At 64.7% G+C, this 26,405-nt stretch carries 32 protein-coding genes; 21 read left to right on the plus strand and 11 right to left on the minus strand.

All coding sequences use genetic code 11. The annotated features are described in order from the left end of the window. Positions 1–4: 4 nt before the first annotated feature. Positions 5–1,204: an inorganic phosphate transporter gene (locus C442_RS01625; RefSeq protein ID WP_008307290.1), complete on the minus strand. Its 1,200-nt coding sequence runs from the start codon at positions 1,202–1,204 to the stop codon at positions 5–7. A gap of 126 nt (positions 1,205–1,330) precedes the next feature. Between C442_RS01625 and C442_RS01630 the strand changes: the two genes are divergently transcribed. Beyond that, positions 1,331–1,612, plus strand: coding sequence for a hypothetical protein (locus C442_RS01630; RefSeq protein WP_008307291.1), 282 nt, complete (start codon positions 1,331–1,333; stop codon positions 1,610–1,612). 137 nt (positions 1,613–1,749) lie between these two features. Here C442_RS01630 and C442_RS01635 read toward each other — a convergent pair whose 3' ends face one another. After that, complete coding sequence (locus C442_RS01635; protein ID WP_008307292.1) at positions 1,750–2,448, minus strand: DUF5828 family protein; 699 nt, start codon at positions 2,446–2,448, stop codon at positions 1,750–1,752. 258 nt (positions 2,449–2,706) lie between these two features. On the opposite strand from C442_RS01635, the gene C442_RS01640 reads away from it, so the two are divergent. The 6 genes from C442_RS01640 to C442_RS23200 all read left to right on the plus strand — a co-directional run bounded on the left by C442_RS01640 (position 2,707) and on the right by C442_RS23200 (position 6,841). Further along, complete coding sequence (locus C442_RS01640) at positions 2,707–3,390, plus strand: type 1 glutamine amidotransferase domain-containing protein (protein WP_008307293.1); 684 nt, start codon at positions 2,707–2,709, stop codon at positions 3,388–3,390. A gap of 137 nt (positions 3,391–3,527) precedes the next feature. Beyond that, complete coding sequence (locus C442_RS21390; RefSeq protein WP_152418420.1) at positions 3,528–4,337, plus strand: hypothetical protein; 810 nt, start codon at positions 3,528–3,530, stop codon at positions 4,335–4,337. Positions 4,338–4,467: 130 nt separating this feature from the next. Continuing rightward, positions 4,468–5,145, plus strand: coding sequence for a uracil phosphoribosyltransferase (gene upp, locus C442_RS01645; protein WP_008307294.1), 678 nt, complete (start codon positions 4,468–4,470; stop codon positions 5,143–5,145). 264 nt (positions 5,146–5,409) lie between these two features. Then, on the plus strand, positions 5,410–5,847 hold the full coding sequence (locus C442_RS01650) for a DUF2391 family protein (protein ID WP_008307295.1): 438 nt from the start codon (positions 5,410–5,412) through the stop codon (positions 5,845–5,847). Positions 5,848–5,893: 46 nt separating this feature from the next. Then, a complete protein-coding gene (locus tag C442_RS01655) occupies positions 5,894–6,478 on the plus strand; it encodes a DUF7090 family protein (protein WP_008307296.1) in 585 nt (194 codons plus the stop codon). Between the two features lie 204 nt (positions 6,479–6,682). Further along, entirely contained in the window at positions 6,683–6,841 is a 159-nt protein-coding gene (locus C442_RS23200; protein ID WP_044952319.1) for a DUF7563 family protein, read from the plus strand. A gap of 106 nt (positions 6,842–6,947) precedes the next feature. Here the strand turns inward: C442_RS23200 and glmM are convergent, their stop codons facing one another. After that, on the minus strand, positions 6,948–8,264 hold the full coding sequence (gene glmM, locus C442_RS01660) for a phosphoglucosamine mutase (protein ID WP_008307297.1): 1,317 nt from the start codon (positions 8,262–8,264) through the stop codon (positions 6,948–6,950). An 83-nt stretch (positions 8,265–8,347) separates the two neighbouring features. Continuing rightward, positions 8,348–8,524 (minus strand): hypothetical protein, encoded by a 177-nt coding sequence (locus tag C442_RS01665; RefSeq protein WP_394324893.1) that lies wholly within the window; start codon positions 8,522–8,524, stop codon positions 8,348–8,350. Positions 8,525–8,582: 58 nt separating this feature from the next. Between C442_RS01665 and rpiA the strand changes: the two genes are divergently transcribed. After that, a complete protein-coding gene (gene rpiA, locus C442_RS01670) occupies positions 8,583–9,269 on the plus strand; it encodes a ribose-5-phosphate isomerase RpiA (RefSeq protein WP_008307299.1) in 687 nt (228 codons plus the stop codon). A 48-nt stretch (positions 9,270–9,317) separates the two neighbouring features. Here rpiA and C442_RS01675 read toward each other — a convergent pair whose 3' ends face one another. Beyond that, on the minus strand, positions 9,318–9,485 hold the full coding sequence (locus tag C442_RS01675; protein ID WP_004517708.1) for a hypothetical protein: 168 nt from the start codon (positions 9,483–9,485) through the stop codon (positions 9,318–9,320). 288 nt (positions 9,486–9,773) lie between these two features. Here C442_RS01675 and larB point away from each other — a divergent pair, with 288 nt between their 5' ends. From larB to C442_RS01690, 4 genes are all read left to right on the plus strand, one after another. Then, positions 9,774–10,538 carry a nickel pincer cofactor biosynthesis protein LarB gene (gene larB, locus C442_RS01680; RefSeq protein WP_008307303.1) on the plus strand — a complete coding sequence of 255 codons (765 nt, stop codon included), beginning with the start codon at positions 9,774–9,776 and terminating at the stop codon, positions 10,536–10,538. Between the two features lie 102 nt (positions 10,539–10,640). Continuing rightward, the gene (locus C442_RS23205; RefSeq protein ID WP_023843454.1) at positions 10,641–10,790 is read left to right on the plus strand and encodes a DUF7563 family protein; all 150 of its coding nucleotides are present in this window, start codon (positions 10,641–10,643) and stop codon (positions 10,788–10,790) included. Between the two features lie 27 nt (positions 10,791–10,817). After that, positions 10,818–11,102 carry a GIY-YIG nuclease family protein gene (locus C442_RS01685; protein WP_049942762.1) on the plus strand — a complete coding sequence of 95 codons (285 nt, stop codon included), beginning with the start codon at positions 10,818–10,820 and terminating at the stop codon, positions 11,100–11,102. Between the two features lie 135 nt (positions 11,103–11,237). Then, positions 11,238–12,635: a phosphoglucomutase/phosphomannomutase family protein gene (locus C442_RS01690; protein WP_008307306.1), complete on the plus strand. Its 1,398-nt coding sequence runs from the start codon at positions 11,238–11,240 to the stop codon at positions 12,633–12,635. Positions 12,636–12,637: 2 nt separating this feature from the next. On the opposite strand, the gene C442_RS01695 is transcribed toward C442_RS01690, so the two are convergent. The 3 genes from C442_RS01695 to samp2 form a co-directional block, all read right to left on the minus strand. Continuing rightward, on the minus strand, positions 12,638–13,213 hold the full coding sequence (locus C442_RS01695; protein ID WP_008307307.1) for an RDD family protein: 576 nt from the start codon (positions 13,211–13,213) through the stop codon (positions 12,638–12,640). A gap of 85 nt (positions 13,214–13,298) precedes the next feature. Next, the gene (locus tag C442_RS01700) at positions 13,299–13,682 is read right to left on the minus strand and encodes a GNAT family N-acetyltransferase (protein ID WP_008307309.1); all 384 of its coding nucleotides are present in this window, start codon (positions 13,680–13,682) and stop codon (positions 13,299–13,301) included. Between the two features lie 27 nt (positions 13,683–13,709). Beyond that, positions 13,710–13,910: a ubiquitin-like small modifier protein SAMP2 gene (gene samp2 / locus C442_RS01705; RefSeq protein ID WP_008307310.1), complete on the minus strand. Its 201-nt coding sequence runs from the start codon at positions 13,908–13,910 to the stop codon at positions 13,710–13,712. A 78-nt stretch (positions 13,911–13,988) separates the two neighbouring features. Between samp2 and C442_RS01710 the strand changes: the two genes are divergently transcribed. From C442_RS01710 to C442_RS01725, 4 genes are all read left to right on the plus strand, one after another. Then, the gene (locus C442_RS01710; protein WP_008307311.1) at positions 13,989–14,966 is read left to right on the plus strand and encodes a replication factor C small subunit; all 978 of its coding nucleotides are present in this window, start codon (positions 13,989–13,991) and stop codon (positions 14,964–14,966) included. Between the two features lie 92 nt (positions 14,967–15,058). Continuing rightward, complete coding sequence (locus C442_RS01715) at positions 15,059–15,688, plus strand: archaellin/type IV pilin N-terminal domain-containing protein (RefSeq protein WP_008307313.1); 630 nt, start codon at positions 15,059–15,061, stop codon at positions 15,686–15,688. A 64-nt stretch (positions 15,689–15,752) separates the two neighbouring features. After that, positions 15,753–18,536, plus strand: coding sequence for an alanine--tRNA ligase (alaS, locus tag C442_RS01720; RefSeq protein WP_008307314.1), 2,784 nt, complete (start codon positions 15,753–15,755; stop codon positions 18,534–18,536). A 429-nt stretch (positions 18,537–18,965) separates the two neighbouring features. Continuing rightward, positions 18,966–19,157 carry a DUF7511 domain-containing protein gene (locus C442_RS01725; RefSeq protein WP_008307315.1) on the plus strand — a complete coding sequence of 64 codons (192 nt, stop codon included), beginning with the start codon at positions 18,966–18,968 and terminating at the stop codon, positions 19,155–19,157. Positions 19,158–19,175: 18 nt separating this feature from the next. Here C442_RS01725 and C442_RS01730 read toward each other — a convergent pair whose 3' ends face one another. Further along, complete coding sequence (locus C442_RS01730; protein ID WP_008307317.1) at positions 19,176–21,038, minus strand: cation:proton antiporter domain-containing protein; 1,863 nt, start codon at positions 21,036–21,038, stop codon at positions 19,176–19,178. Between the two features lie 82 nt (positions 21,039–21,120). On the opposite strand from C442_RS01730, the gene C442_RS01735 reads away from it, so the two are divergent. The 5 genes from C442_RS01735 (at position 21,121) to C442_RS01755 (ending at position 24,094) form a co-directional block, all read left to right on the plus strand. Continuing rightward, positions 21,121–21,882, plus strand: coding sequence for an alpha/beta fold hydrolase (locus tag C442_RS01735; protein WP_008307318.1), 762 nt, complete (start codon positions 21,121–21,123; stop codon positions 21,880–21,882). Between the two features lie 58 nt (positions 21,883–21,940). After that, positions 21,941–22,528 carry an imidazoleglycerol-phosphate dehydratase HisB gene (gene hisB / locus C442_RS01740; RefSeq protein WP_008307319.1) on the plus strand — a complete coding sequence of 196 codons (588 nt, stop codon included), beginning with the start codon at positions 21,941–21,943 and terminating at the stop codon, positions 22,526–22,528. A gap of 66 nt (positions 22,529–22,594) precedes the next feature. Further along, positions 22,595–23,098: an ACT domain-containing protein gene (locus tag C442_RS01745; RefSeq protein WP_005536977.1), complete on the plus strand. Its 504-nt coding sequence runs from the start codon at positions 22,595–22,597 to the stop codon at positions 23,096–23,098. Next, positions 23,098–23,433, plus strand: coding sequence for a 2Fe-2S iron-sulfur cluster binding domain-containing protein (locus C442_RS01750; protein WP_008307321.1), 336 nt, complete (start codon positions 23,098–23,100; stop codon positions 23,431–23,433). Before C442_RS01745 ends, C442_RS01750 begins: the two co-directional genes overlap by 1 nt. Before the next feature lie 58 nt (positions 23,434–23,491). Then, positions 23,492–24,094: an IMPACT family protein gene (locus tag C442_RS01755; protein WP_008307324.1), complete on the plus strand. Its 603-nt coding sequence runs from the start codon at positions 23,492–23,494 to the stop codon at positions 24,092–24,094. Positions 24,095–24,100: 6 nt separating this feature from the next. Here C442_RS01755 and ygfZ read toward each other — a convergent pair whose 3' ends face one another. Continuing rightward, the gene (gene ygfZ / locus C442_RS01760) at positions 24,101–25,186 is read right to left on the minus strand and encodes a CAF17-like 4Fe-4S cluster assembly/insertion protein YgfZ (protein WP_008307325.1); all 1,086 of its coding nucleotides are present in this window, start codon (positions 25,184–25,186) and stop codon (positions 24,101–24,103) included. 220 nt (positions 25,187–25,406) lie between these two features. After that, the gene (locus C442_RS01765; RefSeq protein WP_008307326.1) at positions 25,407–26,351 is read right to left on the minus strand and encodes a sugar kinase; all 945 of its coding nucleotides are present in this window, start codon (positions 26,349–26,351) and stop codon (positions 25,407–25,409) included. Between the last annotated feature and the right edge of the window lie 54 nt (positions 26,352–26,405).

Consider the following 26,405-nt stretch of genomic DNA (forward strand, 5'->3'; position numbering starts at 1 on the left):
CGAGTCAGAGGAGTGCGTCGATAATCCAGAAGAGGCCGTAGCTCAGTCCGAACGCCAGCGCGAGCGACCCGATCCAGGCCAGCACCGTCTTGCCCATCTTCTCTCGACTGACTTCGCCGCCGCCGGCGGCCGCGCCGGAGCCGACGATAGCGGAGACGATGATCTCGTTGAACGACACCGGAATGCCGAAGAAGACGGCTGCCTGCGCGATGATGAAGCTCGGAATCAGCGCGCCGATAGACCGGCGCGGCCCGAGCGAGGAGTAGTCCTGTGCCAGCGCTTTGATCATCCGCGGCGCGCCCGTCCAGGACCCGATGAGGAGGCCGAGCCCGCCGAACAACAGGACTCCGGTGATGGGGATGGCTGCCGTCGGCCCTTCCCCGAGTAGCGGGACCAGCGGCCCCAGCGCCAGACCGACCTGGCTCCCGCCGGCGGAGAAGGCCACGAGCCCGCCCATCACCAGCAGGAAGTGCCGTTGCCCGGCGGCCGCATCCGCTCTGATATCCAGATACAGCAGTCCACCGGCGAGCACCCCGATGAGAAGCGTCACGACGACTATCGACGGGACCATCGGCGTCCCGGCCGCCTGCGCGACGGCGCTGGCCACCGATGCCTGCTCGTTACCCGGTGCCAGCAGCACGAACTCGATGTTCGCCAGAATCACACCGACCAGCCCGCCCAGCAGCGGCACGAGCCGTTCTTCGGTGGTGGCCTCGTGCCGGAGCGACCACGCCGTCCCGAAGGCGATGCCCCCGCCGACGAAGGGGGTCAGGACCCACAGCGAGACGATTTCGATGTATTTGGCCGTCGCCGGCTGGCCGCCCATCGCCAGTCCGACGCCGACCACCGCACCGGTGACGGTGAACGCCGTCGCGATGGGGTAGCCAGTGAAAATCCCGATGGCGACCAGCACCGCCGCGGTGATGAGGGCGACGATGGCGGCGATAGCCGAGAGGCCGCCGCCGCTCGGGAACAGAACGAGTTCGCTCCCGACAGCCTCCGTGACGTTGGCCCCCTGCAGGACCGCGCCGGCCAGCCCGAGGATGCCGACGAAGAACCCGGCCCGCATCACCGAGATCGCGTTCGCACCGACGGCCGGCGCGAACGGAGTGGACCCGGACGACCCGGCACCGATGGCCCAGGCCATGAACAGACTCGCGGCTGACGCGACAACAAGCGTCGCAATCGTACTCGTCGCGACCATCTGTCACGGCGTTTGCTCCGGCCTGCAATGAGCCTACCGTTCGCGCGCCCTTGTGAGGCCGACTGCCGACACTGACGCGGGCGTCACAGGCAAACGTTCAGGTGCCAGTGCGTAGTTCAATCCCGTATGTCCGCCTCCGAAGAGACTGTCCGCGTCTGGCTGGTCGAACGAACGTACTCCGACGACGAACAGAACCTCATCATCCTCACGTACGCGACGCCAGACGGCGAACAGTACTTCCGCAAGGAGCGCGCCCTGACCTCGTTTTCCGACGTGCGAGAGACCACAGCTGCCGTCGACGCGGACCCGGACAACCTCGGGTCTGTCGATGACGGCGACCTCCAGGCGCAGTACGCGACCGAAGCGACGCGGATGGCCGAGAAACACGACCCCGACGACGCTATCTGACTGTCTGCAGCGCCACGCTCGCGTTTCGTTCGTCTTCGCCTCTCGGACGCAAAACCGATGCCGGCGGCAGAGCGCCGCCTTAGTTCGTTTTTGCGTCGGCGATGCTGGAAGCCGATGCCGCTCGCCCGGCGGCGAGCTTAGTTCGTCTTCGCATCGGTCTCTTCCCCCGGCTCTGTCGCATCCACACCCTCCGCCGCTTCGACAGCGTCGGTGACTTTCTCGGTGTCGACGTGCCAGCGGTCGACGGCCTGCTCGAAGTCGGCGAGCTTGTTCGAGACGCGCATCTTCAGGTCGTCGTCGTTGACGTTGACCTCGAAGACGTACTCGGGGCGGTCGCCGTCGCCGACGCGGCGGAGGTTCGCGCTGATGAGGTCGTTGTCGAAGTAGTAGGGCGCGATCTGTGTCATCACGTTGCGGTAGACGGTGTCCTCGACCTTCCGCAGGGCCTTCCGGCTGGCGGAGTCGGCCGCCCGGGCGACGTAGTCGACGGACTCGCTCCAGCGCTCCATCGCCTCGTCCGGTTCGTCGAGGTTCTCGTAGGACTCGCTGAGCTTCTCGCCGGCGGTCTGGAGGTCCTCGTCCGGCCCTTTGCCGGCCTGTTCCCCCTTGCCTTCGGCGACGCTCGCCTGGTCCGCGGTTTTCTCGTTGACGTCCTCGTCCAGTCGCTCGTGGCTTTTCGGTCGCCACTCGTCGAACTCACTGAGGGCGTCGTCGTCGACATCCTCGTTCGAAGCGATGTCTTTCAGCGCCTGCGTGATGCGCTCGCCGTGCTCGACGATGTCGACCCAGCCGCCTTTCGTCTTGAATCCTGAAACGCTCTCTTCGATGTCTGCCATGGTATAATAGATCGGTCTATGACAGCCGCGGGACCTGCTGCAGTGGGCTGTCCATCTGTACACAGCGGATTGCTGCTCAGTAGGGTTAAACGTTTCCGCCATGGCGGTAGACATGATACTTACCCGCCCTACTCCTCCCCAGCCCTCGATACCGGCACGCAGACGACGTGCTGCCACTGCATAGCGACCCGCCCGCTCGGCCCGCTTCGCTCAACACCGAACGGCCGCTTATAAGGATTGCACGCGAACGATTGTATGATGCCATCCGCACTATTCGTCGTAAGCGAACACGGGTACTGGGGCGAAGAATGCATCGAGCCGCTGACAACACTCTCGGACGCCGGTCTGGATATCACGGTGGCGACACCGACCGGCGAGCCGCCGGTGCTTGACGAACGCTCCGTCGACCCGGAAGAAGTCGGCGAAGACCTCTCGGAGCACGTTCGGGAGGTCCACGAGACCGACGAGCGCCTGAACAACCCGATCCCGCTGGCACAGGCCGACGCCGAGGACTACGACACCGTCGTGTTCCCCGGTGGCCACGGCGCGGAGTGGGATATCACGCAGGACGTCCACGCCCGCGAACTCCTGTGCGAGAGCGTCGCCGGCGACGACGGCAAAGCGCTCGTCGTCTGTCACACGGTCGGGATTCTGGCGTTCACCAGAAACACTGATGGCGAGTTCCTCGCCGACGGCCGCTCGATCACCGGCTTCCCGAACGCCTGGGAGGAGGGCATCGTCGACGAGAACGACCTGCTCCCCGACGGCCGGAAGCTCCCGTACTGGGTCGAAGACGAAGTGAAGGCTGTCGGCGCTGACTGGGACGCCGAACTCGACGCCGACACCAGCGTCACGGTCGACGGCGACCTCATCACGGCTCGTGGCCCGCCGTCGTCGGCTGCAGCCGCCCGGACGCTTCTCGACGAACTGGACACCAAGTAGTGTTCTGATGTATATAAACGGTCTGGACCGATGAGGAATTCGTAACAGTTTATTTAAAGACTACATCATGTGCTCAATCGAGTGCGATAAGTGATTAATTCGGTAATTTTATTAATTTGTCTAGTTCACTGGATCATGTGAGAGAAACACCATCCGAAAGTCGGAGAAACTATCTTAAGAAAGTTGTCGGAAGTGTAGCAGGTGGTAGTGCCGTTGTCGCTTCAGCAGGAAATGCATCTGCATCATCGAACAAATACGAGCGCCAGATCGAGATTACTGAGCACAATGGAACCAAAGTCTACTATGGGTTCAATGTTGTTGATGACCGGACGCCCACTGATGTACTCCGGGGTGGGAAATCGTGGGCTGAAGCGCAGGATGATGTGGATACGGAGGATGATGCTTTGAGAGGAGATGTTGATCAAGAGGATTACGGAAACGCTTGGACGGCCATAGAGAATATAAATCCGGGTACACCATCTACTAAAGATAAACTAAAGCAAGGATTGCAGTCGTTAAAATTTGAGGTCGTAGGTGCTGTTCAAAACGAGACTGATACGTATACAATTGGCGGTCAAGTATCAGCATTTGTCTTATTTTGTGCACCAGACGAAGACTTCGATCTGGATGGATCATATGTCACAATAGATATATATGGCTGGGAAGGACCTTCTGACTTAGAGAATGCAGTAAAAATAGCAGGAGATGCTTCCCCTTCAAACAAGTCAAGAGTCTCGTTTTATTCGACTGGTGAAATGTCAAAGCCAGGTAATGGTTCATTAGAATCAGATGATTCTCTTGGTGATCTTTACGCCAATAGTTATGTTGACACTGATGGTCTCCAGGATCAATGGAACTTCAAAGGTAGACCTTCATATCTTATAATGGAACCCGGCGAGGGTGAGAGGTACTTAATGTTCAACCGTTATATTAATGCCAGCTGGTAGATATATTAGAACGCAATGAAAATATTTTAACATTTTCACAAGTAATTACTTATAATAATATATATTATTTTAACACTCGTATATGCGTTCTTTCCAAGATACTTAATACATCCCAGATTTATCCCTCCCCATGCCAATTGAACAGCGCGGCGACGCCTCCGTCGTCACGCACGCGCTGGCGCAAGACGAACTGACGAAGATCCGGGATGTCGAGACCGAGCAGGTCGCCTTTCGGAAGGGGCTGGTCCGCCTCGGCCGCATCTGCGGGTACGAGATCATCGACGGTCGGATGGAAACCGAGTACACCGAGGTCCAGACGCCGCTGACCACCACGATGGGCGAGCGGGTCAAGGGGCTCGACGACGTGGTCATCGTCAACGTCCTCCGCGCCGCGACGCCGTTCGTGGAGGGGCTGCTGAAGGCGTTCCCCCGGGCCAGACAGGGCGTCATCTCCGCCAGCCGCGACGAGGCGGCCGGGATGAACGACGACGGCGAGTTCCCGATCTCCGTCGAGTACGTCAAACTGCCCGAGATCACCGAAGACGACACCGTCATCATCGCGGACCCGATGCTCGCGACCGGGTCGACGATGACGACGGTGCTCGACTACATCACCTCAGAGAAGACCGAACCGGAGAACCTGCTCGTTCTGGCTGCGGTTTCCGCGCCGGAGGGCATCGTCCGCGTCTCGGAGTCCCAGTCGGACGCAGACATCATTAGCGTCGCTATCGACGACGAACTCGACGAGGACGGGTTCATCGTTCCGGGACTCGGCGACGCCGGTGACCGGGCCTTCCGGACGACGTAAGCGGTCGCGGTCCGCTCGACCTCTCAACTGCGGGACGAAACGTTTTTATTTGTGGCCCGAATCAGCCGATGATGTCGCGATTTTCCGTCAGCTCCCAGCCGCTGTACCCCCTCGCTTCACATGGAAACCGATAGACGGCAGCGTAATTTCGGTCCAGTTGAAACGAGAATGACGGCCGTGAACCGCCCCGCGGCGACCGGGCGTGGCTCCTGTCGGACAGTGGTGGACCGGGAGGCTTTCGTACTGACGGCACGGCAACCCCGTATGGCTCGACGCCGATATCGCGTCGCGGACACTGCCCAGCAGCTCGTCGGGGGGTTCCTGCTCGCGGGGCCGTTCGTCGTGACCGAAGAGGTATGGGTGCTGGCCGAGAATATGTCCTGGTATCACGCGGTAGTCGTCGTCGGTATCGTGTTCGCTATCGGCTACGGGGCGCTGTACAAGGCTGACGCCGGCCGGGACATCGACACAGAGGCTGAGGTGGCAGGTATTCCAGTCCGCTTCGTCTCGCTGATGATTGTGGCGTTCGGCTCGGTCGCTATCCTCGCGACAGCATTGACCGCCCCGGACACGTTTCTCGTCGACGGCGGAATTCTGCCGGACCCGACGCCGACGACCGTCGCCCTGACGACCCTGAAAGCGATCATCGTCGGTGCGATTTTCAGCGTGGTCGGGGCTGCGACGGCGGACAGCGTGTTCTGACCGCGACCCGCACACTTAATTGGGTGCCACTCTCCTTGATGTGCATATGGAGTATACGCTGGCTATCGACAACGCACCGGAGACCGTTCCGGGTGGCACAGGGGTACTGCTCCTGCATCCGAGTACCGGCGAGACGGATCGACTCGACACGGATTTCCTCGCGACCGACACGGATTCGATGCTCGTCATCTCGACCCGGACCACCGCCCGGGAGGTCAAGCAGAAACTGGAGTACTACGAGGTCGACGAGTCGAAGGCGACTATCCTCGACACGCTGTCGGTCGAACGCGGCTACACCCGTCGCCGCTCCGAGGGCGTTCGGTACGTTTCTGCACCGGATGACCTGTCCGGCATCGTCTCGGAGACCGAGACGTTCCTGCAGGAACACGACGGGAAACTCCGCGTAACGTTCGACTCCCTGACGGAACTCATCTACTACGCCGACGAGGACGGCGCGCTCTCGGCCGTCGAAGACATCCTCGACCTGCTTGCGGAGTACGACGCTGTCGGGATGTTCCACCTCGCCGACGAGGTCCACGACGAGGAGACGGTCGCGGCGTTCCGGGAACTCTTCGACGGTGTCATCGAACTGTCCGAGGACGGAACCATCACCAGTTCCTTCGAGGAGTAACCGGACACGCGCTCCTGAATCCGCCGCTCCTTCGATGAAATTGTGGCAGCCGGCCGACACTACTTCGCCCATCGAGTACCTCGATGCCGTTCCCCTCTCTCGAACGAAACGGTGTTTTCACCCGGCAGCGACGCCAACACCCCGTATGCCAACTCTTACCAGACCAACAACAATTAAGAGGGTATGACCCACATACAGGGTTGTATGCCGGAATGCCAGAACTGCGGTAATTTTGTAACGGCTGACTATGCGCGTGTGTTCACGCCGAACGGGGTCGAAAAGCCCAGGGTCTGTCCGCAGTGCGAGGACAAGATTCGCGACGGGGCAGACGTCCGTGAGGCCCGGTCCACACGTCGCGGATAGAACCGGTCAGGAACTGCCGCCCTGTGACCTGACGGTTGCGGGGACGTTTTCCTCGCCGGCTGCACTCGCTACCAACCGCTGTGTTACTGCACAGGCGTTTCAGCGGCTATGCTAATGCATCTGTCAGGCGTGTCCGTGCTTCCTCGAACACCGCGTCAGCGCGGTCCGCGTCACGGGCTTCGGCGGTGATCCGAACGAGCGGCTGGGTCCCACTGGCCCGCAGGAGGAACCACGCATCGCCGAGGTCGACCCGGACCCCGTCGAGCGTCGTCACGTCGTCGTAGGCGGCGGTCACTGTCTCCCGAACCCGGTCCATCACGGTTTCCTTCTGGTCGGTTTCGACGCTGTCCCGGCGGATGGGGTACTCCGGCACGTCGTCGGCGCGGTCACCCAGCGGGCGCTCGCCGTCCAGTGCCGCGGCGGTACAGGCCGCCAGCGGCCCGTCTGGACACAGCGTTCGCTCGGGCCAGATCCACGCGCCGCTCGGCTCGCCGCCGAAGGCGACCCCGTCCTCGCTCGCGGCCTCGGCGACGTACACGTCCCCGACCGGAGTGTACTCGACGGCCACGTCGATGTCGCTGAGGTGGTCCTCGACGGCGAGGCTCGTATCGACCGGGACGGCGACCCGATCGCCCGGTGACGCCGCAGTACGGGCGAACACGGCCAGCAACACGTCGCCCGAGAGGAAGGTCCCGTCGGCCGAAACCGCCCGCATCCGGTCGGCGTCGCCGTCGTGTGCGATGCCGAGGTCGGCGTCGGATTCGGCCACCAGCGTCGCCAGGGACTCGCAGTTCTCGGCTTTCGGTTCCGAGGGGCGACCGGGAAACGCGCCGTCGGGCTGGCCGTTGAGCGTCTCGACGGAACAGCCCAGTTCGGTGAGTGCGTCGACGCTGACCCGGCCCGCGCCGTTGCCGAGGTCGACGACGACGTGGCTGTCGAGGTCCGTCTCGCCGACTTCCGCGACCAGCGCCTCGACGTGGCGCTGGCCGGCGTCCCAGGACTCGCTGTCGCCGCTCTCGTCCCACGCCGCTGGCTGGAACGCATCCTCGTCCAGTCGCTGTTCAATCGTCTCCCGCAGGGCCGCGTCGAAGGCTTGCCCGCTGGGCTGCCAGAGCTTGATACCGTTGTCCTGGGGCGGGTTGTGGCTCGCCGTCACTGCGACGCCGGCGTCGGCGTCCTGCCACGCCACCGCCCGGCCGATAGTCGGCGTCGCCGCGCCGCCGAGGTCGACCACGTCGACGCCGCTCTCACGGAGTCCTGCCACCAGCGCCGCTTGCAAGTACTCGCCGCTCGCTCGCGGGTCCCGACCCACGACAACCCGCTCGCAGTCGATGCCAAGCGCCCGCCCCACCGAGAGCGCCACCTCGGTCGTGACTGTCTCGCCGACGGGACCCCGAATCCCGCTCGTTCCGAACTGTGTCATTACTGCTCTCTGGGGCGGGCCGCCCCTAAAATCCATCCGGCATCAGACAGGTACTGCGGGCCGGTAGTGCCGACGCCGCTCCGCTACTGCGTCGGCGACCACTCACAGGCGGTCCCGGTCGTCAGCCCCGCTTCGTCGATGTGAGCCGAGAGGCAGCCGTAGTTGCAGAACTGCGCTGTCGGCTTCCCGTCGGGCGTCTCGCTAACGTAGACGGGGTCGTGGTCCTCGACCGGGGAGCCACAGTACGTGCAGTCGGTCATACGTACGCTTGCGGCCGGGAGAACAAACGTTTTGTCCGCGTCTGTCGACCCACCGCACATGAAACAGGGCGGCTCTGATGCGGCGAAACAGGCGGCGGGGGAATCGGCGGCCGAGACCGTTGAGGACGGCATGGTCGTCGGCCTCGGCACGGGGTCGACGGCGGCCCACGCTATCCGCGCTATCGGGCGAGCGGTCGACGCAGGACTCGATGTCGTCGGCGTCCCAACGTCATTTCAGTCCCGCCAGCTGGCCCGGGACTGCGGGATTCCGCTCGCGGACCTCGACGACGTGTCGGTCGACCTCGCCATCGACGGGGCCGACGAGGTGGCCGACGGCAATCTCATCAAAGGCGGCGGCGCGGCTCACGCCCGGGAGAAGGTCGTCGACGCGAGCGCCGACCGCTTCCTCGTCGTCGCCGACCCGACGAAGGAGGCTGAGCGGCTCTCGGTGCCGGTGCCGGTCGAGGTACTTCCGATGGCCCGCTCGACGGTCGCCACGGCGGTTGCGGACTTGGACGGTGACCCGACGCTCCGGTGTGCAGAACGCAAGGACGGCCCCGTCGTCACCGACAACGGGAACCTCGTGCTCGACTGTGATTTCGGCCCTATCGACGACCCCGCCGCGCTCGCCAGCGACCTCGCCGCACTCCCCGGTGTCGTCGAGCACGGGCTGTTCGTCGATGTGGCCGACGAAATCCACGTCGGCACTACTGACGGCGTCACCGTCCGAGCGCTATCGAAGTAGCTGTCGCTGGTCGGCTTGCGTCGAAAAAATACACTGCTTGAAACGACCTTACAGGTCGCGCGGCTGGACCGTCTTCCGGTCGTTCTCGTCGGCTCGGCGGGCTGCGTCCTGGAGCAGCTCTTCGACTTCCTCGTCGAGTGCGTCGTAGAAGTCGGACGCTACGTTCATGTCGTTGAGCTCTTCCTTAACGGCGGCTTTGACGATTAGGTCTGCCATACAGACGAGGTATCGACGGGGGTTACTTATATACTTTCTCCAATTAGTTCGCTCTCGACCCTATTACCGGCAGTTTGAGGCATTATACGACACATAACCCCTTATAAATCCGCATTTGTGTCCGAATAGATCCATCAGAATACGCCATTTCGGCTGCGCCGGACGGCTATTGTCGCGTTACTCCGGTCGAGCGTCGCTCACGCGCGCTCGCACAGGTCGGCCCTGAAACGGGCGATTCGTTCGTCTCGGACCGACGGATAGGAGTGGCCGTATCACTGAATGGGTCCTATGCGCGACATACTCGATTCGGTTGCGGCGGGTGACCTCTCCCCGGTAGAGGCCGAAGCGGCGCTTGCGGGCTACGCGACCAGCGGGGCCGGTCGGTTCGACGCCGCCCGGGAGGACCGTGCCGGCGTTCCTGAGGCCGTCCTTGCAGATGGGAAGACGCCGGCGGAAGTGGCGGATTTGGCGGCGACAGCTATCGAAACGACGGACCGGGCTATCGTGACGCGGCTGGATACGTCCACTGCGACGGCCGTTCGGGAACAGTTGGACGAGACCGCTCCGGACGCGACGGTCCGGTGGGACGACCGCTCGAACTGGCTGGTGGCGACGACGCCCGCGTTCGAACGGCCGTCGCTGGACGCGTCAGTCGGTATTGTCACCGCGGGGACCTCCGACGCCGTTCCGGCCGGTGAGGCCGCACTCATCGCCGAGGAGATGGGTGCGACCGTGACCCGTATCGACGATGTCGGCGTCGCCAGCCTCGCCCGGACGATAGATGCGGTCGATGGCTTCCGGGACCAGGACGTCCTCATCGTCGCGGCGGGCCGCGAGGGCGCGCTCCCGACGGTCGTCGCCGGTCTCGTGGATGTCCCGGTCATCGGCCTGCCCGTCTCGACCGGCTACGGCCACGGTGGCGAGGGTGAGGCGGCCCTCTCGGGGCTGCTCCAGTCCTGCACTGCCCTCTCCGTCGTGAACATCGACGCCGGCTTCACCGCCGGGACACAGGCCGGCCTAATCGCCAGACAGCTCGACGATGCGCGCACATAGACTCCCCCACAAACCGCAGGCATACCCAAGTATTTGGGTAAAGAGCTATGAGAACAACGCGCGTACGCGTATACGTCGGCGGTGGTGTCGCCGACGAACACGATGCCTGAATGTGATCATTGCGGCGCGCACGTCTCAGACCAGTTCGCCCGAGTGTTCGCGGATGAACGCGGACATATCCGGGCGTGTCCCAACTGCTCGGCGAACGCTGGCATTGCCGAGGTATCGAGAGAGCGCGCCCAAAAAGTGTGAGGCCCGCTGGGCCACCAGCATCGTGCGATGACTACCGCGCGGAGCCCTTACCACGTGTACGTCCTCCGCTGTAGCGACAACACGTTTTACACCGGTTACACGACCGATGTGGAGCGCCGCGTCCGCGAACACGACGCCGGCGACGGCGCGAAGTACACGCGCGGCCGAACCCCGGTCGAACTGATCCACGTCGAGCCGTTCGACTCACAGTCCGAAGCGATGAGCCGTGAGTACGAGATCAAGCAGTACTCCAGAGCACAGAAGGAACGGCTCGTCGAATCCAGCGACGCCGAAGCTGACTTCGATACCTGAGCCGCCGAAACGATTGAAGAATTAGCAGCGATACCGCCTCAGATGCCGAGGCTCACCTCTTCCCGTCGGTAGCCGTGAAGTGACAGTTTTGCGATGGGGCGTGATTTTTTGTCGAGGGGCTGAGAACCGCGAGATATGGACAACGACGCGGATGTCGACGCAGGTGCGATCGCCTTCGGGACGGACGGCTGGCGGGCGACGCTGGACGTGTTCACGAAGCCGCGGATCCGGATGGTGGGACAGGCCGTCGCCACCACCCTGCAGGAACGCGGGGCAAGCGGGACCGTCGCCATCGGGTACGACGCCCGCGAAACCTCGCCCGGGTTCGCTGACGAACTCGCACACGTCCTGCGCGCGAACGGCTTCGACGTGCTCTTGCCGGACCGGGACACACCGACGCCGATTGTCGCCTGGACGGTGAAAGACCGCGACCTCGCAGGGGCGCTCCAGATTACGGCCAGCCACAATCCCCCGGAGTACAACGGCGTGAAGTTCATTCCCGGCGATGGGTCGCCGGCGCTGCCGGACTGGACGGCCGCCTTCGAGGAGAACCTCGCCGTGCTCGACCCGCTGCCCGAGGACGAGTGGGGCGAGCGAACGGAGGAGGACCTGATCGGGCCGTTCCACGACCACGCGCTGGACTTCGTCGACACCGACCTCGATGGCCTGTCAGTCGCCTACGACGCGCTGTACGGGAGCGGCCGCGGCGTCACGGACGCACTGCTCGAAGCGGCCGGAGCCGAGGTGACACGCCTCAACTGCGTACAGGACCCCGACTTTGGCGGCGGGTCGCCCGAACCGTCGGCGGAGAACGCCGAGGGGCTCGTCAGCGAAGTCAGCGACGGCGACGCCACGCTGGGAATCATCAACGACGGCGACGCCGACCGCATCGGCGTCGTCACACCCGAGCGGGGCTATCTGGACCCGAACCTGTTTTTCGCCGCGATGTACGACTTCCTGCTCGAAACTGGCTCGGGCGACGTGGTTCGGACGGTCTCGACCTCTAGCATCGTCGACCGCGTCGCCGAGGCCCACGGTCAGTCCGTCCACGAGGTCGCCGTCGGCTTCAAGTGGGTCGCCGAGGCGATGGCCGAGCACGACGCGCTGTTCGGCGGCGAGGAGTCCGGCGGCTTCGGCCTGCCGGACCACCTGCGGAACAAGGACGGCGTGCTGGTGGCGCTGGTCGCCGCCGCCGCCGAACGCGAGGAACCGCTTGACGCTCGTGTCGACCGATTGCTGGACGAACACGGCGAAATCCACCAGGACCGTATCAGCGTCGACTGTCCGGACGACCGCAAGGAGTCCGTCCTCGCCGACCTCGAAACCGCACTTCCAGACACGCTGGCGGGAGTCGCTGTCGACGGCATTAACACCGTCGACGGGTTCAAAATCCGGCTCGAAGACGGGACGTGGGTGCTGGTCCGCCCGTCCGGGACGGAGCCGAAACTCCGTGTGTACGCCGAGGCGTCGAGTGCGGAGCGCGTCGAGGACCTGTTAGAGGCGGGTCGGGACCTGGTCGAGCCGCTGGTCTGACCTCACTTGGTTGTGCTGACGACGTACGTGCCGGCCACGCGGTCACCGAGGCGCTGTGCGTCGTCGCTCACGAACATGACGGCCGCTTCGACGAGGAGCCAACCGGCCATGAGAACGAGCGCGAAGACGAACCCGAATCCGCCGAGAATACCACCGAGCAGGAGCATGATTGGGAACGGGGCGAGCAGTACCGCCGTTCGGAGCAGGCGGTCACGCTGGCTCGGCGGCGACCCGGTCTCGTCGACGACCGCGACGTTCTGGGACCGCTTCCCGACTGTCTCGTTGGTCTCGGCGTAGTAGCCGAAGTAGTAGACGAGTACCGCGCCGATGGCGAGCCAGAGGGCGAAGTTGACGACGATACCCAGAAGCCCCGCAGCCATCACCGATCCACCGCCCATCGCGCCCGGACTCTCGGGTGAGGCGGCGGCCATCGCGCCGACCGAGAGAACCGTGTTGAGAACGAATGTGACGAGCCACAGCCCGAACGCGACGGCGCTCAGGATGGCGAAATCGATGAGGTATGCGACGACGCGGTCGCCCCGCGCTTCGACCGCGTTTTCAGAGACAGTTGCTGACATCGTTTTAAAACCATTCTCGAAACTATTTAAAAAATGTTACGACGGCGTGTCAACTGTTTCCACCCTCTTTGCGCACTTGCGGCCACTACTCACGCTCACCACGAAAGCGGTCGGCTTCGTCGGCGAGCGGCGTCACGTCGAACCCCAGCGCCTCGTAGAACGGCCGAACGTCAGCGTCGAACTCGGCGGTGACACAATCTCGCCGGTCGAGCGCGGCCTCGACGAGCGCCGTCCCGATACCCTGCCCGCGACGACGCCGACGGACAGCGACGGCCTCGATGTGAGTGTCGTCGAGTACGAGTGCGCCGAGGACGCGCCCGTCCGTCTCGTCGTCACCGGACACTGCGACGAGTGTGCCGCCGTCTTCAGCACCCGCTCGCACGGTTTCAACGGCTATCGAGAGGACCGCCCCGTCGAGGACATTCATGACCGCCGGTATCTCGTCGGCGTTCGCTGTGCGGACGTGCATATCTGTTAGCGGGCGCTGCTTGGCGGTTCAGCCGCCTTTGATGAGCCTGACGACCCGAACGTGGTCGTGCTCGACGGGCTGATCCGTCGGAACGTGCTCGCCGTCGACGAGGACTGACACCTCGTGGGGGCTCAGGTCGACCGGCGAAAGCAGGTCGGCGTAGATCGCATCCGCGTCCACCTCCAGTTCGTGGGTGTCCTCGCCGGCGATTTCGACGGTGACGTACATACACCGACTACTCCGCCGACGTACCTGAGACTGTCGAATCACGCGGGGTTTAAGACCGGCCCACGCTTCCCATCGTCCATGAGTGAGGCCGAGTCCGAGTCGCGGGCGGGACGCGAGGAGGTCTGGATCGAGAAGTACCGCCCGCAGACGCTCGACGACGTGATGGGCCACGAGAACATCGTCGGGCGACTCAAGAGCTACGTCTCGCGCAACGACCTGAGCCACATGCTGTTTTCCGGCCCCGCGGGGACGGGGAAGACGACGTGTGCAACCGCTATCGCCCGCGAACTGTACGGCGAGGACTGGCGCGAGCACTTCCTCGAACTGAACGCCTCCGACGAGCGCGGTATCGACGTAGTCCGGGACCGCATCAAGAACTTCGCCCGGACGAGTTTCGGCGGCGTCGAATACCGTATCATCTTCCTCGACGAGGCCGACGCGCTGACCAGCGACGCCCAGTCGGCGCTGCGCCGGACGATGGAGCAGTTCTCGAACAACGTCCGCTTTATCCTCTCGTGTAACTACTCCAGCCAGATCATCGATCCGATTCAGTCCCGCTGTGCGGTCTTCCGGTTTTCCCCGCTGGCCGACGACGCCGTTGCCGAGGAAATCCGAAACATCGCCGCCGAAGAGGGCATCGAACTGACCGAGGACGGACTGGACGCGCTCGTCTACGCCGCCGACGGGGATATGCGGAAAGCCATCAACGGCCTCCAGGCGGCCTCCGTCAGCGGTGACACAGTCGACGAGTCGGCGGTGTACGCGATCACCTCGACGGCCCGCCCGGAAGAGATCCGGACGATGGTCCAGTCGGCGCTGGACGGCGACTTCACGGCCTCCCGTGCGACCCTCGATAGACTGCTGACCGAAGAGGGTATCGCCGGCGGCGATATAATCGACCAACTGCATCGCTCCATCTGGGAGTTCGATATCGAGGACGAAGCAGCCGTCCGAGTGCTCGAACGCATCGGCGAAACCGATTATCGGATCACCCGCGGTGCGAACGAGCGCGTGCAACTCGAAGCGATGCTGGCCTCGCTCGCCCAGGGCGAGTAAGGCCGTACTACCGCTACGATCCGATTTTTCACACCTGATAACTGGCGGGTGAGCTTTATGATGAAAGGAAAGTAAGAATATCAACAACTGAAATGCAACGTTTACGACCATCTACGGAGGGGACGGGTGAGGACCGCGGTCAGGTCGGGATCGGGACGCTCATCGTGTTTATCGCGATGGTGCTGGTCGCGGCAATCGCGGCGGGCGTGCTCATCAACACTGCGGGCTTCCTGCAGAGTTCCGCCCAGGCGACGGGCCAGCAGTCCAGCGATTCGACGACCAACCGCATCCAGGTTGTGGGGATTACCGGGGACCACTTCACCGACAACAGCGAGATCGGCGTGGTTGACATCGTCGTCAGGCGGGCACCGGGTGCAGGCAACGTCGACCTAGACAAGACGACCGTCCAGTGGATCGGTCCGAGCGGGTCGTACTACCAGCTCGCGGCTGGCGGCGCAGACGGCAACCCCGATGGGCGGTTCGCTATCTCTACCGTGCAGGACAACGACGGCTCCCAGCCGGTGCTGAACGACGTTGAAGACCGGTTCAGAATCACGCTCGACCTGGGGACCGATAATTCCGTTGGCGCTGAGCCATTCGGTGAGGAACTGCCCGAAGGAGAGACTGCGACACTCCGCATTACCTCGCCAGCCGGCGGGATGACGACCGAGGAAGTCGTCGCGCCGAAGACGCTCTCCGGGGAATCCTCTGTCACGCTCTGACGGCCAGGGATACCGCCAGCCCCTTCGGAACAGTTTTAGGCGAACGTGGGCCAACTGAACACCAATGAGCGACCTCGACGAGGCCTACCAACTCGACTACTTCGAAGAGGAAGGCTTCCACAGACAGGAGTGTGCCTCCTGTGGCGATATGTTCTGGTCCCGTGTCGAGCGCGAGACCTGCGGCGAACCGCCGTGTGCGGAGTACGACTTCATCGACAACCCCGGCTTCGACGAGTCCCACTCGCTGACGGAGATGCGCGAGGCGTTCCTCTCTTTCTTCGAGGACCGTGACCACGAGCGCATCGACCCGTACCCGGTGGCGGCCAACCGCTGGCGCGACGACGTGTTGTTGACCCAGGCGTCGATCTACGACTTCCAGCCGCTGGTCACCTCGGGGACGACGCCGCCCCCGGCGAACCCGCTGTGTATCAGCCAGCCCTGTATCCGGATGCAGGACATCGACAACGTCGGCAAGACGGGGCGGCACACGATGGCCTTCGAGATGATGGCCCACCACGCGTTCAACGCGCGCGAGGACATCGAGGACCCCGAGCAGTACGCCTACGAGGGCGAGGTGTACTGGAAAGACGAGACGGTCCGGTACTGCGACGAACTGTTCGAGGAGATGGGCGCGAACCTGGACGAAATCGTCTACATCGAGGACCCGTGGGTCGGTGGCGGCAACGCCGGCCCGGCTATCGAGGTCATCTACCGCGGGGCGGAACTCGCCACGCTCGTCTTCATGTCGATGGAGCAGGACCCCGAGGGCGAGTACGAGATGAAAGACGGCAACCGGTACTCGCCGATGGACACTTACATCGTCGACACCGGCTACGGGCTCGAACGCTGGACCTGGATGAGCCAGGGAACCCCGACGGTGTACGAGGCCGTCTACCCCGACATGATCGCCTTCCTCAAGGACAACGCCGGCATTGAACTCACCGACGAGGAGGAGCGCATCGTCCACGAGGCCGCGAAACTCGCGGGCCGAATGGACATCGACGAGGCCGAAGACATCGAGGCCGAACGCGACACCATCGCCGCCGAGATCGGCGTCGGGGTCGAGGAGATGCGGGACCTGATGGCACCACTCGAGGACATCTACGCCATCGCCGACCACTGCCGGACGCTCGCGTACATGCTCGGCGACGGCATCGTCCCGTCGAACGTCGGGACGGGCTATCTGGCCCGGATGGTGCTGCGCCGGACGAAGCGACTGGTCGACGGCGTCGGCGTCGACGCGCCACTCGACGAACTCGTTGATATGCAGGCCGAGCGACTGGGCTACGAGAACCGCGACACCATCCGCGACATCGTCCGCACCGAGGTCGAGAAGTACCGCGAGACGCTGGACCGGGGTGGCCGGCGCGTCCGCCAGTTGGCCGACGAGTACGCCGAGAAGGGCGAGCCGATCCCGACCGCGGAACTGGTCGAACTGTACGACTCCCACGGGATTCAGCCGGACATGGTCGAGGAGATCGCCGCCGAGAAAGGCGTCGCGGTCGACGTGCCCGACGACTTCTACGCGGTCGTCGCCCAGCGACACGGCGGCGACGACACCGCCACCGAGGAGTCACGGACGCCCTACGAGGACCGGCTCGAAGAACTGCCCGAGACCGACCGGCTCTACTACGAGGACCAGCAGCGGACCGAGTTCGAGGCCGTCGTCCTTGAGGTGTTCGACCGCGACGACGACACCTACGACGTGGTGCTCGACCAGACCATGTTCTACCCCGAAGGCGGTGGCCAGCCGCCGGACCGGGGAACACTGTCGACCGACGACGTCTCCGCCGAGGTGACCGACGTCCAGCAGTACGGCGACGTCATCGTCCACACCTGCGACGACGACCCTGGCAAGGGCGAGTTCGTCCGCGGCCAGGTCGACGCCACCCGCCGGCAGCGCCTGATGCAACACCACACGGCGACCCACATCGTCATCCACAGCGCCCGGCAGGTGCTCGGCGAGCACGTCAGGCAAGCCGGTGCCCAGAAGGGCACTGACTCCGCCCGCATCGACATCCGCCACTACGAGTCGGTGAGCCGCGAGGAGGTCAAGGAGATCGAACGCCTCGCGAACGACATCGTGCAGGACAACATCGCCGTCTCCCAGGCGTGGCCCGACCGCAACGAGGCCGAGGAGCGCCACGGCTTCGACCTCTACCAGGGCGGCATCCCGGCCGGCGAGCAGATCCGGCTCATCACCGTCGGCGACGACGTGCAGGCCTGCGGTGGCACCCACGTCGCCCGAACCGGTGACATCGGGGCTGTCAAGCTCCTGAACACCGAGCGGATTCAGGACGGCGTCATCCGGCTAACGTTCGCGGCGGGCAACGCCGCCATCGAGGCCACCCAGCGTACCGAAGACGCACTCACCGAGGCCGCGGATATCCTCGACGTCGCGCCCGAAGCGGTGCCGGAGACCGCCGAGCGGTTCTTCGACGAGTGGAAGGCCCGCGGCAAGGAGATCGAACAGCTCAAGGAACAGCTCGCCGAGGCCCGCGCCAGCGGCGGCGGCGATAGCGAGGAAGTCGACGTGGGCGAGGCGACCGCCGTCGTCCAGCGCATCGACGCCGACATGGACGAACTTCGCGCGCAAGCGAACGCTATCGTCGAACAGGGCAACATCGCGGTGCTCGGGTCGGGCCTCGACGGCGCGCAGTTCGTCGTTTCCGTGCCCGACGGCGTCGACGTCGACGCCGGTGAGGTCGTCGGTGAACTCGCCGGTCGCGTCGGCGGCGGCGGCGGCGGCCCGCCGGACTTCGCACAGGGCGGCGGCCCAGACACGGACGCGCTGGACGAGGCGCTTGAGGACGCCCCGGAGATACTGCGAACTGTGGCGAACGTCTGAGACGGACTGCTGCATCATTTCCGCATCGACCACCTGCGGACGGCGACTATCACGGGAACCAGGGACAGCGTCCGCCTGAATCGTCCCCGTTCTTTCTCACCGCTGGTTCCGTTCTACGCTCGGTTACCTCGGACAGTTGTCCGATTAAGACTCGATATTCTGCCCGAACGGTCCGAATACACTCAAGAGATACAATTACATTTAGTTGTAGTAGGTGTATCTGGATGAGTTTCCAAAAGTATTTTCAGTAACTGCCCATCTATAGCAGATATGAGCGGAGAACGTGACCTCGCACACATTCAGTCCCATACCGAATACATACGGTCACAACGGACGTGTCGGCGATGTGGGACCAGTATTCCCGCTGCTAGCGGCCGTGCTACCGATGAACTGTGTGAAAACTGCAGTGCCACCCGTGCTACCTGACCCATGAGTACGACCACGACGCCCCCGTCGGACACTGACCTGGACGAAGCGCCGGAGTTCGAACTGGACTGCCTGTACGACGACCCCGAGAACCCCTCGGAGCTGACGATTTTCCCCTCGGACCGCCAGCAATCCGTGACCGAGTGGGTCACTGCGGATCGGTCAGCGGCCGTCTCTCTCGACGAACTGCGCTGAGCGGCGCGTCACGCTCGCCTATTTACCCTGACACAGCCGTCTGGCGTCCCGCATCGCCTCGTTGGTCTCGCAGACGAGTGTCAGGTGGTCGCCGCTCGCGAGGCGGAAATCGCTGTCGGGGACTCTGTCTGTTCCGTTACGGCTTACCATTGCGACCAGGCAGCCGTCCGGGAGCTTGTCGGCGGTTTCCTCTATCGTCCGGTCGATCAGCGACTCGTTCCTGAGTTCGACCTCCAGTACGTCCCCCGTTCGCCCGGAGTCCGACAGCCAGTGGGCCAGCGCCGGTCGCTCGACCGCGTCGTCGATGGCGTCGGCGACGGCGAAGCCGGCGGAGATCGTTTCGACGTCGAGGTCCTCGAAGGCCTCGACGTTGTTCGGCTGGTTCGCTCTGGCGACCACGGTATCGACGTCGAACCGAGTCGTCGCCAGTTGTGCGACGAGCAGGTTCACGTCGTCGTCTGCGGTCGCGGCGACGACAACGGACGCCCGGTCCGCCCCTGCTTCTTCGAGGACGTGCGCGTTCGTCGCGTCCCCGTGGACGATGCGGTGGCCGTCGGCCCGCGTCCGCTCGACCGTGTCCTCGTCGCTGTCGATGAGGACGACCTCCTCGCCGCGTGATTCGTATCGTACTGCCAGTTCCCGGCCGACGCGACCGCCGCCGACGATGAGTGTTTGCATGGGAAGGATGTCGAGCGCTTGCGCGAAGTGACGGGCCAGCCCGCCTTGAAACATGACGGTCGTGAAGATGACGAGAAAGACAGTCCCGACGAGGACCGTCGCAGCATCCGGGTTCTCGGGACGCAGTTCGATGGCGAACAGCGTGGCGACGCTGGCCGGGACGATACCGCGCGGCCCCATCGCGCCGACGAACATCCGCTCTCGAACGGTCAGTCGCCCACCCAGCGTCGAGAGGAACACGCCGAGCGGGCGGACGAGCGTGACGACGACGATGACGACGACGAGTCCGCCGATTCCGAGCGCACGCAGGTCACCGAGCGATAGCTGGGCGGCCAACACGATGAAGACGAACGAGAGGACAAACAGCGTGATACCGCCCTTGAACTCGGCGATCTCCTCTTCGTGGGGGAGGTCAGCGTTCCCCAGTACGATACCGGCAACGGCGGCGGCCGCGATGCCGGCCTCCGAGAGCCACATGCTTCCCAGCGCGTACGCCAGCAGCGCCGCGGTCAGGACCACCGCCCGGGCGTTTTGCATGGCGTTGTCCGCCGAAAGGTGCCACCGCCGGAGCAGGAGTGCGATGCCGCCGCCGACGGCGATACCGACGATGTGGCCCACGACCAGCCGGGCGACGAACGCCTCGACGACGACCACCGGCGAGGACTGGCTCGCGATGACGAACTCGAACGTCGCCACCGCAAGGATGGCTGCGGTCACGTCGTTGATGATGCCCTCGGTCTCCAGCGCTGCGGCGACCCGATCCCTGACTGGGACCACCTGCATGATCGGCGTGATGACCGTCGGCCCGGTGGCGATCAGCAGGCTCCCGACGAGGACGGCAACTGGCCACGTCGTCCCGAACACGACCTTGACGGCGACGGCGGTTCCGACGAGCGAGACGAACGCGCCGATTGTCACCAGTCCAAGCGCCTCCCTGGACGCTTCACGGACTCGCTCGACGGTGAGGTGGAACGCCCCCTCGAAGACGATGATACCGACGCTGAGGCCGACGATAGCCTGCAGCCCGGCCTGTCCGAATATCGCGGGGTCGACGAGGTCGAGGGCCTGCGGGCCGACGAAGACGCCGGCGACCAGCAGGAACGCGACGCTCGGGATCTGGAGCCAGTCGGCGACCAGTTGCGCGGCGACACCCAGACTCACGACCAACACGACAGCGCCGATAAGTGATGCTGCTCCGGACACGGGATTGGCGGCCCTTCGACAGCCAGCGCTAAAGACCTACTCACCGAAAGAGACACACCGCCGGCGCGGGAATCGACGGCTAATGCCGACCGCACGCAACCGCGACGTGTCCCTCTACTACGAAGCCGACGGCGACGGCCCCACCGTCGTGTTCATCAACGACGTGGGGTACGGGGCGTGGCTCTGGGGCTGGCACTACGACGCCGTCGCCGGTCCCTACGAGACGGTGGTGTGGGACCTCCGCGGAACCGGCCGGTCGGACGCGCCGGCGGGACCGTACGACGCGGACACGCTGGCGGCTGACCTCGAAGCCGTGCTGGCCGACCACGGCGTCGGGAGCGCCCACCTCGTCGGGGCCGGCCTCGGCGGGATGGTCGCGCTCGAATACGCCCACCAGTACAACCGCGCCCGTTCGCTGACGCTGTACTGTACGGCGGGATCTGGCGATGCGGTGGATCGGGCGGAACTGGACGCGCTCGCGCTGGATGCCCCATCGTCGCTTGCAGGAGCGTTTTCGCCGGCGTTCCGCGAACACGACCCGGACCTCATGGAGCGGATCGCAGGCTGGCGCGCTGACGAGGACGCTACTGGCGCGGCCCGAGACGCGCAGGCCAACGCAATGACGGCTTTCGACCCGCCGCCGCTGTACGAGATTACCCAGCCCGCCGAGGTGTACTACGGTCTGGACGACCCCGTCGTGTCGCCGGCGGCCGCGCAGTCGCTGGCGGCCGATCTCCCCCGTGGAACCGGGGAGGCCGTCGAGGGTCGCCACTGCTGTTTCATCGAGTACGCGCCGGCGGTGACTGACCGATTGCTGGCGCTACTGGACGAGCAGACAGAGTAACTATTGCACCGGGTGGCCGGACGCAATCCACAAATACGCGGCCTGATAGGTGATACGTATGACCGACCGGACGGCGGCCGTCACGCGGACCACGGCCGAGACGGACATCGAGGTCACGCTCGACGTCGACGGCGACGGCGACAGCACCATCGACACCGGCATCGGCTTCTTCGACCACATGCTCGACTCCTTTTCGACCCACGGGCTGTTCGACCTGACCGTGCAGTGCGACGGCGATCTGGACATCGACGACCACCACACCGTCGAGGATGTCGCCATCACGCTCGGCGAGGCCTTCACCGAGGCACTGGACGACAAGCGCGGAATCCGCCGGTTCGCCGACCGCAAGGTCCCGCTGGACGAGGCTGTTGCGAGCGTCGTCGTCGACATCTCCGGCCGGCCGTACTTCGAGTTCGACGGTAAGTTCTCACAGGCCTCGGTCGGTGGGATGACCAGCCACATGGCCAAGCATTTCTGCCGCTCACTGTCGATGAACGCCGGGCTGACGCTGCACTGCGGCGTCGAGGGCGAGAACGCTCATCACGAGATCGAGGCGCTGTTCAAGGGGCTGGCGCGGGCGCTCGACGATGCGACCCGTATCGACGAGCGACGCTCCGACGTGGCGAGTACGAAGGGCGAACTGTAGCCGACCGCGACCCCTCGTTTCGACCGCTGTCGGCACCGATTAGTGGCCCCGCGTCCACCGTTCCGTATGTTCGACGAGATCATGCAGAAATTCGAGGACTCTCCCGGTCAGCAGGACGTCATCCGCTTGCTGCTGGAACGAGGGTTCTCCGTCAACGAGGACGGCCGCGTCGTCTCGGGCGGTATCGAAATCCCGAACACGGGTATCGCCCGCGAGGCCGACGTCGACCGCCGCGTGGTCAACGCGACGACGGACGCGATTCTCGACGACGACGACCTGCGGCGCATCTTCCGCAATATCTCCTCCGTGCCGAGCCTGCTCGATCTCGCCCCGGTGCTCGATCTGCACGCAGTGACCGTCACCGTCCGCGCCGCCGACGAGTCCGGCATCGTCTCGACGGTCACGTCGGCTATCGCCGACCACGGCATCTCTATCCGCCAGGTCCTGAGCGAAGACCCCGAGTTCACCGACGAACCGAAACTGTACGTCATCACTGACGAGGAACTGCCCGGCGACCTCATCAACGAAATCCGCCGTCTGGCGTTCGTCCGGACCATCGAACTGGCGTAATGGCAGCAACGCTCACCGTCGAGACGCCCGCGGGAGAAACCCACGAACTCACCGCCGAACGTGGGGCTGTCCTCCGGGACGTGCTTCTCGATGCCGACCTCTCGCCGCACGGCCGCTACGCCAAGCGGGTCAACTGCGGCGGCCGCGGCATCTGTGCCACCTGCGGCGTCCGTCTCGCCGAGCCGCCCGACCCCGACCACTGGCACGACGACCTCGCCGACCGCTTTGGCTACCCGCGACTCTCCTGTCAGCTCCGGGTTCGGGACGGAATGCGGGTCAAACTGCTTGACAAGCGGGTCTGGGGGTCGCGGCAACCGGACGGCAGGACGGACTGACTCACTGCTGGGAGCGCGAACGACAAACGCTATTCCGACGCCGGGCGTACGCCGGCCCGTGACGGACAGCTATCGGACCGTTCCGGGCCGCGGCGAGGCGCGCTTCGAGGTACGGGGCTCGGAGTTCATCGGCCACGTCGCCCCGGCGACGACCGTCGAAGCCGCCGAGGCGTTCGTCGACGCCGTCAGGGAGGAGTACGCCGACGCCACCCACAACGTCCCCGCCTACCGCGTCCGCGCGGACCCTTTTCGGGAGTATGCCAGCGACGACGGCGAACCGAGCGGCAGCGCCGGCGACCCCGCGCTGAACGTTCTCCAGCAACGCGATATCGAGAACGTCGTCGCCGTCGTCACGCGCTACTACGGCGGGACGAACCTCGGCGTCGGCGGCCTAGCCAGTGCCTACTCCAGAGCGGTGAAAGAGGGCGTTGACGACGCAGGCGTGGTCGAGGAGGTGCCCCACGAGCAGTTCACCGTAACCGTCGCCTACGACGACTCCGGCACCGTTCGGAGCCTGCTTGAATCAGCAGGTGTCGAGTTCGAGGCCGACTACGAGGCAGAAGTCGTCTTCGAGGTTCGGGTGCCCACTGTGGAGGGCAGCGAACTGCGGGACCGAATTCGGAGCGCGACCAGCGGGCGGGCGGCTATCGAACTGGCGTGACCCTCGCTACTCGTAGGTCGGCAACCGCGCCGACTGCGCCGAGCCGTCGATAAAGGGCAGGTCGACCTGCTGTGCGCTGACCGGTTCACCGTCGATGCGGATGGTCAGCGCGTCTTCGGGCCGTTCCCAACTGAGATTCGCCAGCGCAATCGGGGCCTCCCGCATCGGGCTCCGGCCGGCCCGGGTCACGTCGCCGACGTGCTCGTCGCCAGCGAACACCGCGGCACCGGATTCGGGGCATTCCTCGACGGCGAGGCCGACTAATCGTTGAGTGGGGTGTCCCCGGTTCTCGATGCGGGAGACGACCTCCTGACCGACGTAACACCCTTTCTCGAAGTCGAGAGCGTTCCGCAGGCCCAGATTGTTTGGAAGCGCCCCCTCGATTTCGGTGTCGAACAGCGGCGTGCCGGCCTCTAACGTCAGCGTCTCCCAGGTCCGGTAGCCGAAGGGAACGGCGTTGAGCCCGCGGTTGACGAGCGTGTCGAAGACGGCCTCGGCGTCATCGGCGCTACAGACAACGTCGTAGCTCTCCTCGCCGGCGAGGTTGTCCGTCCGGATGACGGAGACGCCGGCGTCGCCGAGTTCGCCCCGCTCGAAGGTCAGCGGTGCCGGCGGGGTACCGGTCTGGTGGAGAACGCTTGCGATTTTCTCTGTCGCTTTCGGCCCGTGGACGCCGAAGACGGCGAAGTCGTCGGTCGCCACCTCGAACTCGACGTCCTGAATGAACGTCTTGTCCGCCCACTCCGCGGCAAGGTCCTCGGCTTTCTGGGGCGGTGTGAACACGAGCAGGCGCTCGCCGGCGTTGTACACGTACATGTCCGTGTCGACGCGGCCGTCGGGGTCGAGCAGGAGCGCGTAACAGCCCGCGCCGTCATCGTCTGGCACGCGGTTCGAGACGGCATTGTCGACGTAGTCGACGCGGTCCTCGCCGGTGACGACAATCACGCCGTAGCCGTACTCCATCGCTCCGACGACGTTCCGAACTGCGCGGTGGGTCCGCTCCGGTCGCCCGTAGTTGTCGACGACGCTCCGACCACCGACCTCCCTGAACGTCGCTCCGTGGGCCTCGTGAACGGACTCGAGAACAGTCATTGTACGGGCATGCGGCCCTCGTGGGGAAAAACGTCCCGTTAGCGCCGTCGGTGTGTGCGGGAAGGGGCTACAAGCCGTGCGGCCATCGTCACGGCGGCGGTGACGCGCTGACCGCTGCCGTCTGTCGCGTCCACGGTCTAATTGTCACCGCGTCACGGCGGACGTCCCTGGCTCATAGCGGAGTAAACAGAGATCGGTACGGCCGGCCGGTACGTGCCACCTACGGCCGTCTGGACTGCTGTGAATCGACGAGACGCTCGACCTCGGACGGTTCGAGCGGTGTCAGCGGCCCCGACAGTGTCCGGGAGAGGGCTGCTGCTGCGACACCGTGGAGCAGCGCTTCGTCCGTGTCAGCGCCGGCGGCCAGTTGCTGGAGCGTCGCGCCGATGAAGGCCTCGTGTTGTCCCGACTCGTCGACGGCGGTCGTCTCGATGGCATCCTGCTCGTGAATGACGCCGTCGTGGTAGGCCACCGCGCCGTACTCGCTCCGTGTGAGAATCACGCGGGTGAGATCGTACTCCGTCGCGAGCGTGTGAACGACTTCGCGCGGACTCCCCGTCGTGTCAAACACCGCGGAAACCTGCTCTTCGGCGGCAAAGAGGGTATCGACGGCCGGTAGCAGGTCTGCAAGCGCGTCGCGGGCGTCTTCAGCGTCCCACAGCCCTGGGTGGAAATCGAGATCGAATGCTCGCATCCCTGCGGCCGCTCTGAGCAGCGCTCCCGTCGTGTCAGCGGCTGTGTCAGAGAGTGAGAGGGTCGCGCCCGAGGTGAACACTACGTCCGCGTTCTGTATCTCGCCCATCGGAAGTTCACCGGGCGTCAGCGTCGCCATCGCGGTGTTACCGCGGTCCTGTAGCAGCCGCTCGGCACGGGGCGGGTCGGCGTCCTCGTGGAACGTGAGCCCTTGCCGTCCAGCGTCCGGGTCTGCCCAGACGATGTCCGTTTCCAGCCCGAACTCGTGGAGTTCCGCGACGACGCGCCGCCCGAGTGGTGTGTCCGGGATCTTCGAGAGCCACCGTGCGTCAGCCCCGAGTCGGCCGGCCGTTGCCGCAACGCCGCTCGCGGTTCCGTCGACGCGAATCGACGCCTCGCGGGCCGTCTCGAATCGCTGTCCGTCAGGGGGTGCAAATCTCAGAGCGGTCTCACCGAACGTTACGAGTGACATACCGCGTGCATCGGGAGACGGAGGTTTAGTTCAATCGGCTGTATCGATTGTTGT

It is taken from the genome of Haloarcula amylolytica JCM 13557 (genome assembly GCF_000336615.1).
Taxonomy (GTDB): domain Archaea; phylum Halobacteriota; class Halobacteria; order Halobacteriales; family Haloarculaceae; genus Haloarcula; species Haloarcula amylolytica.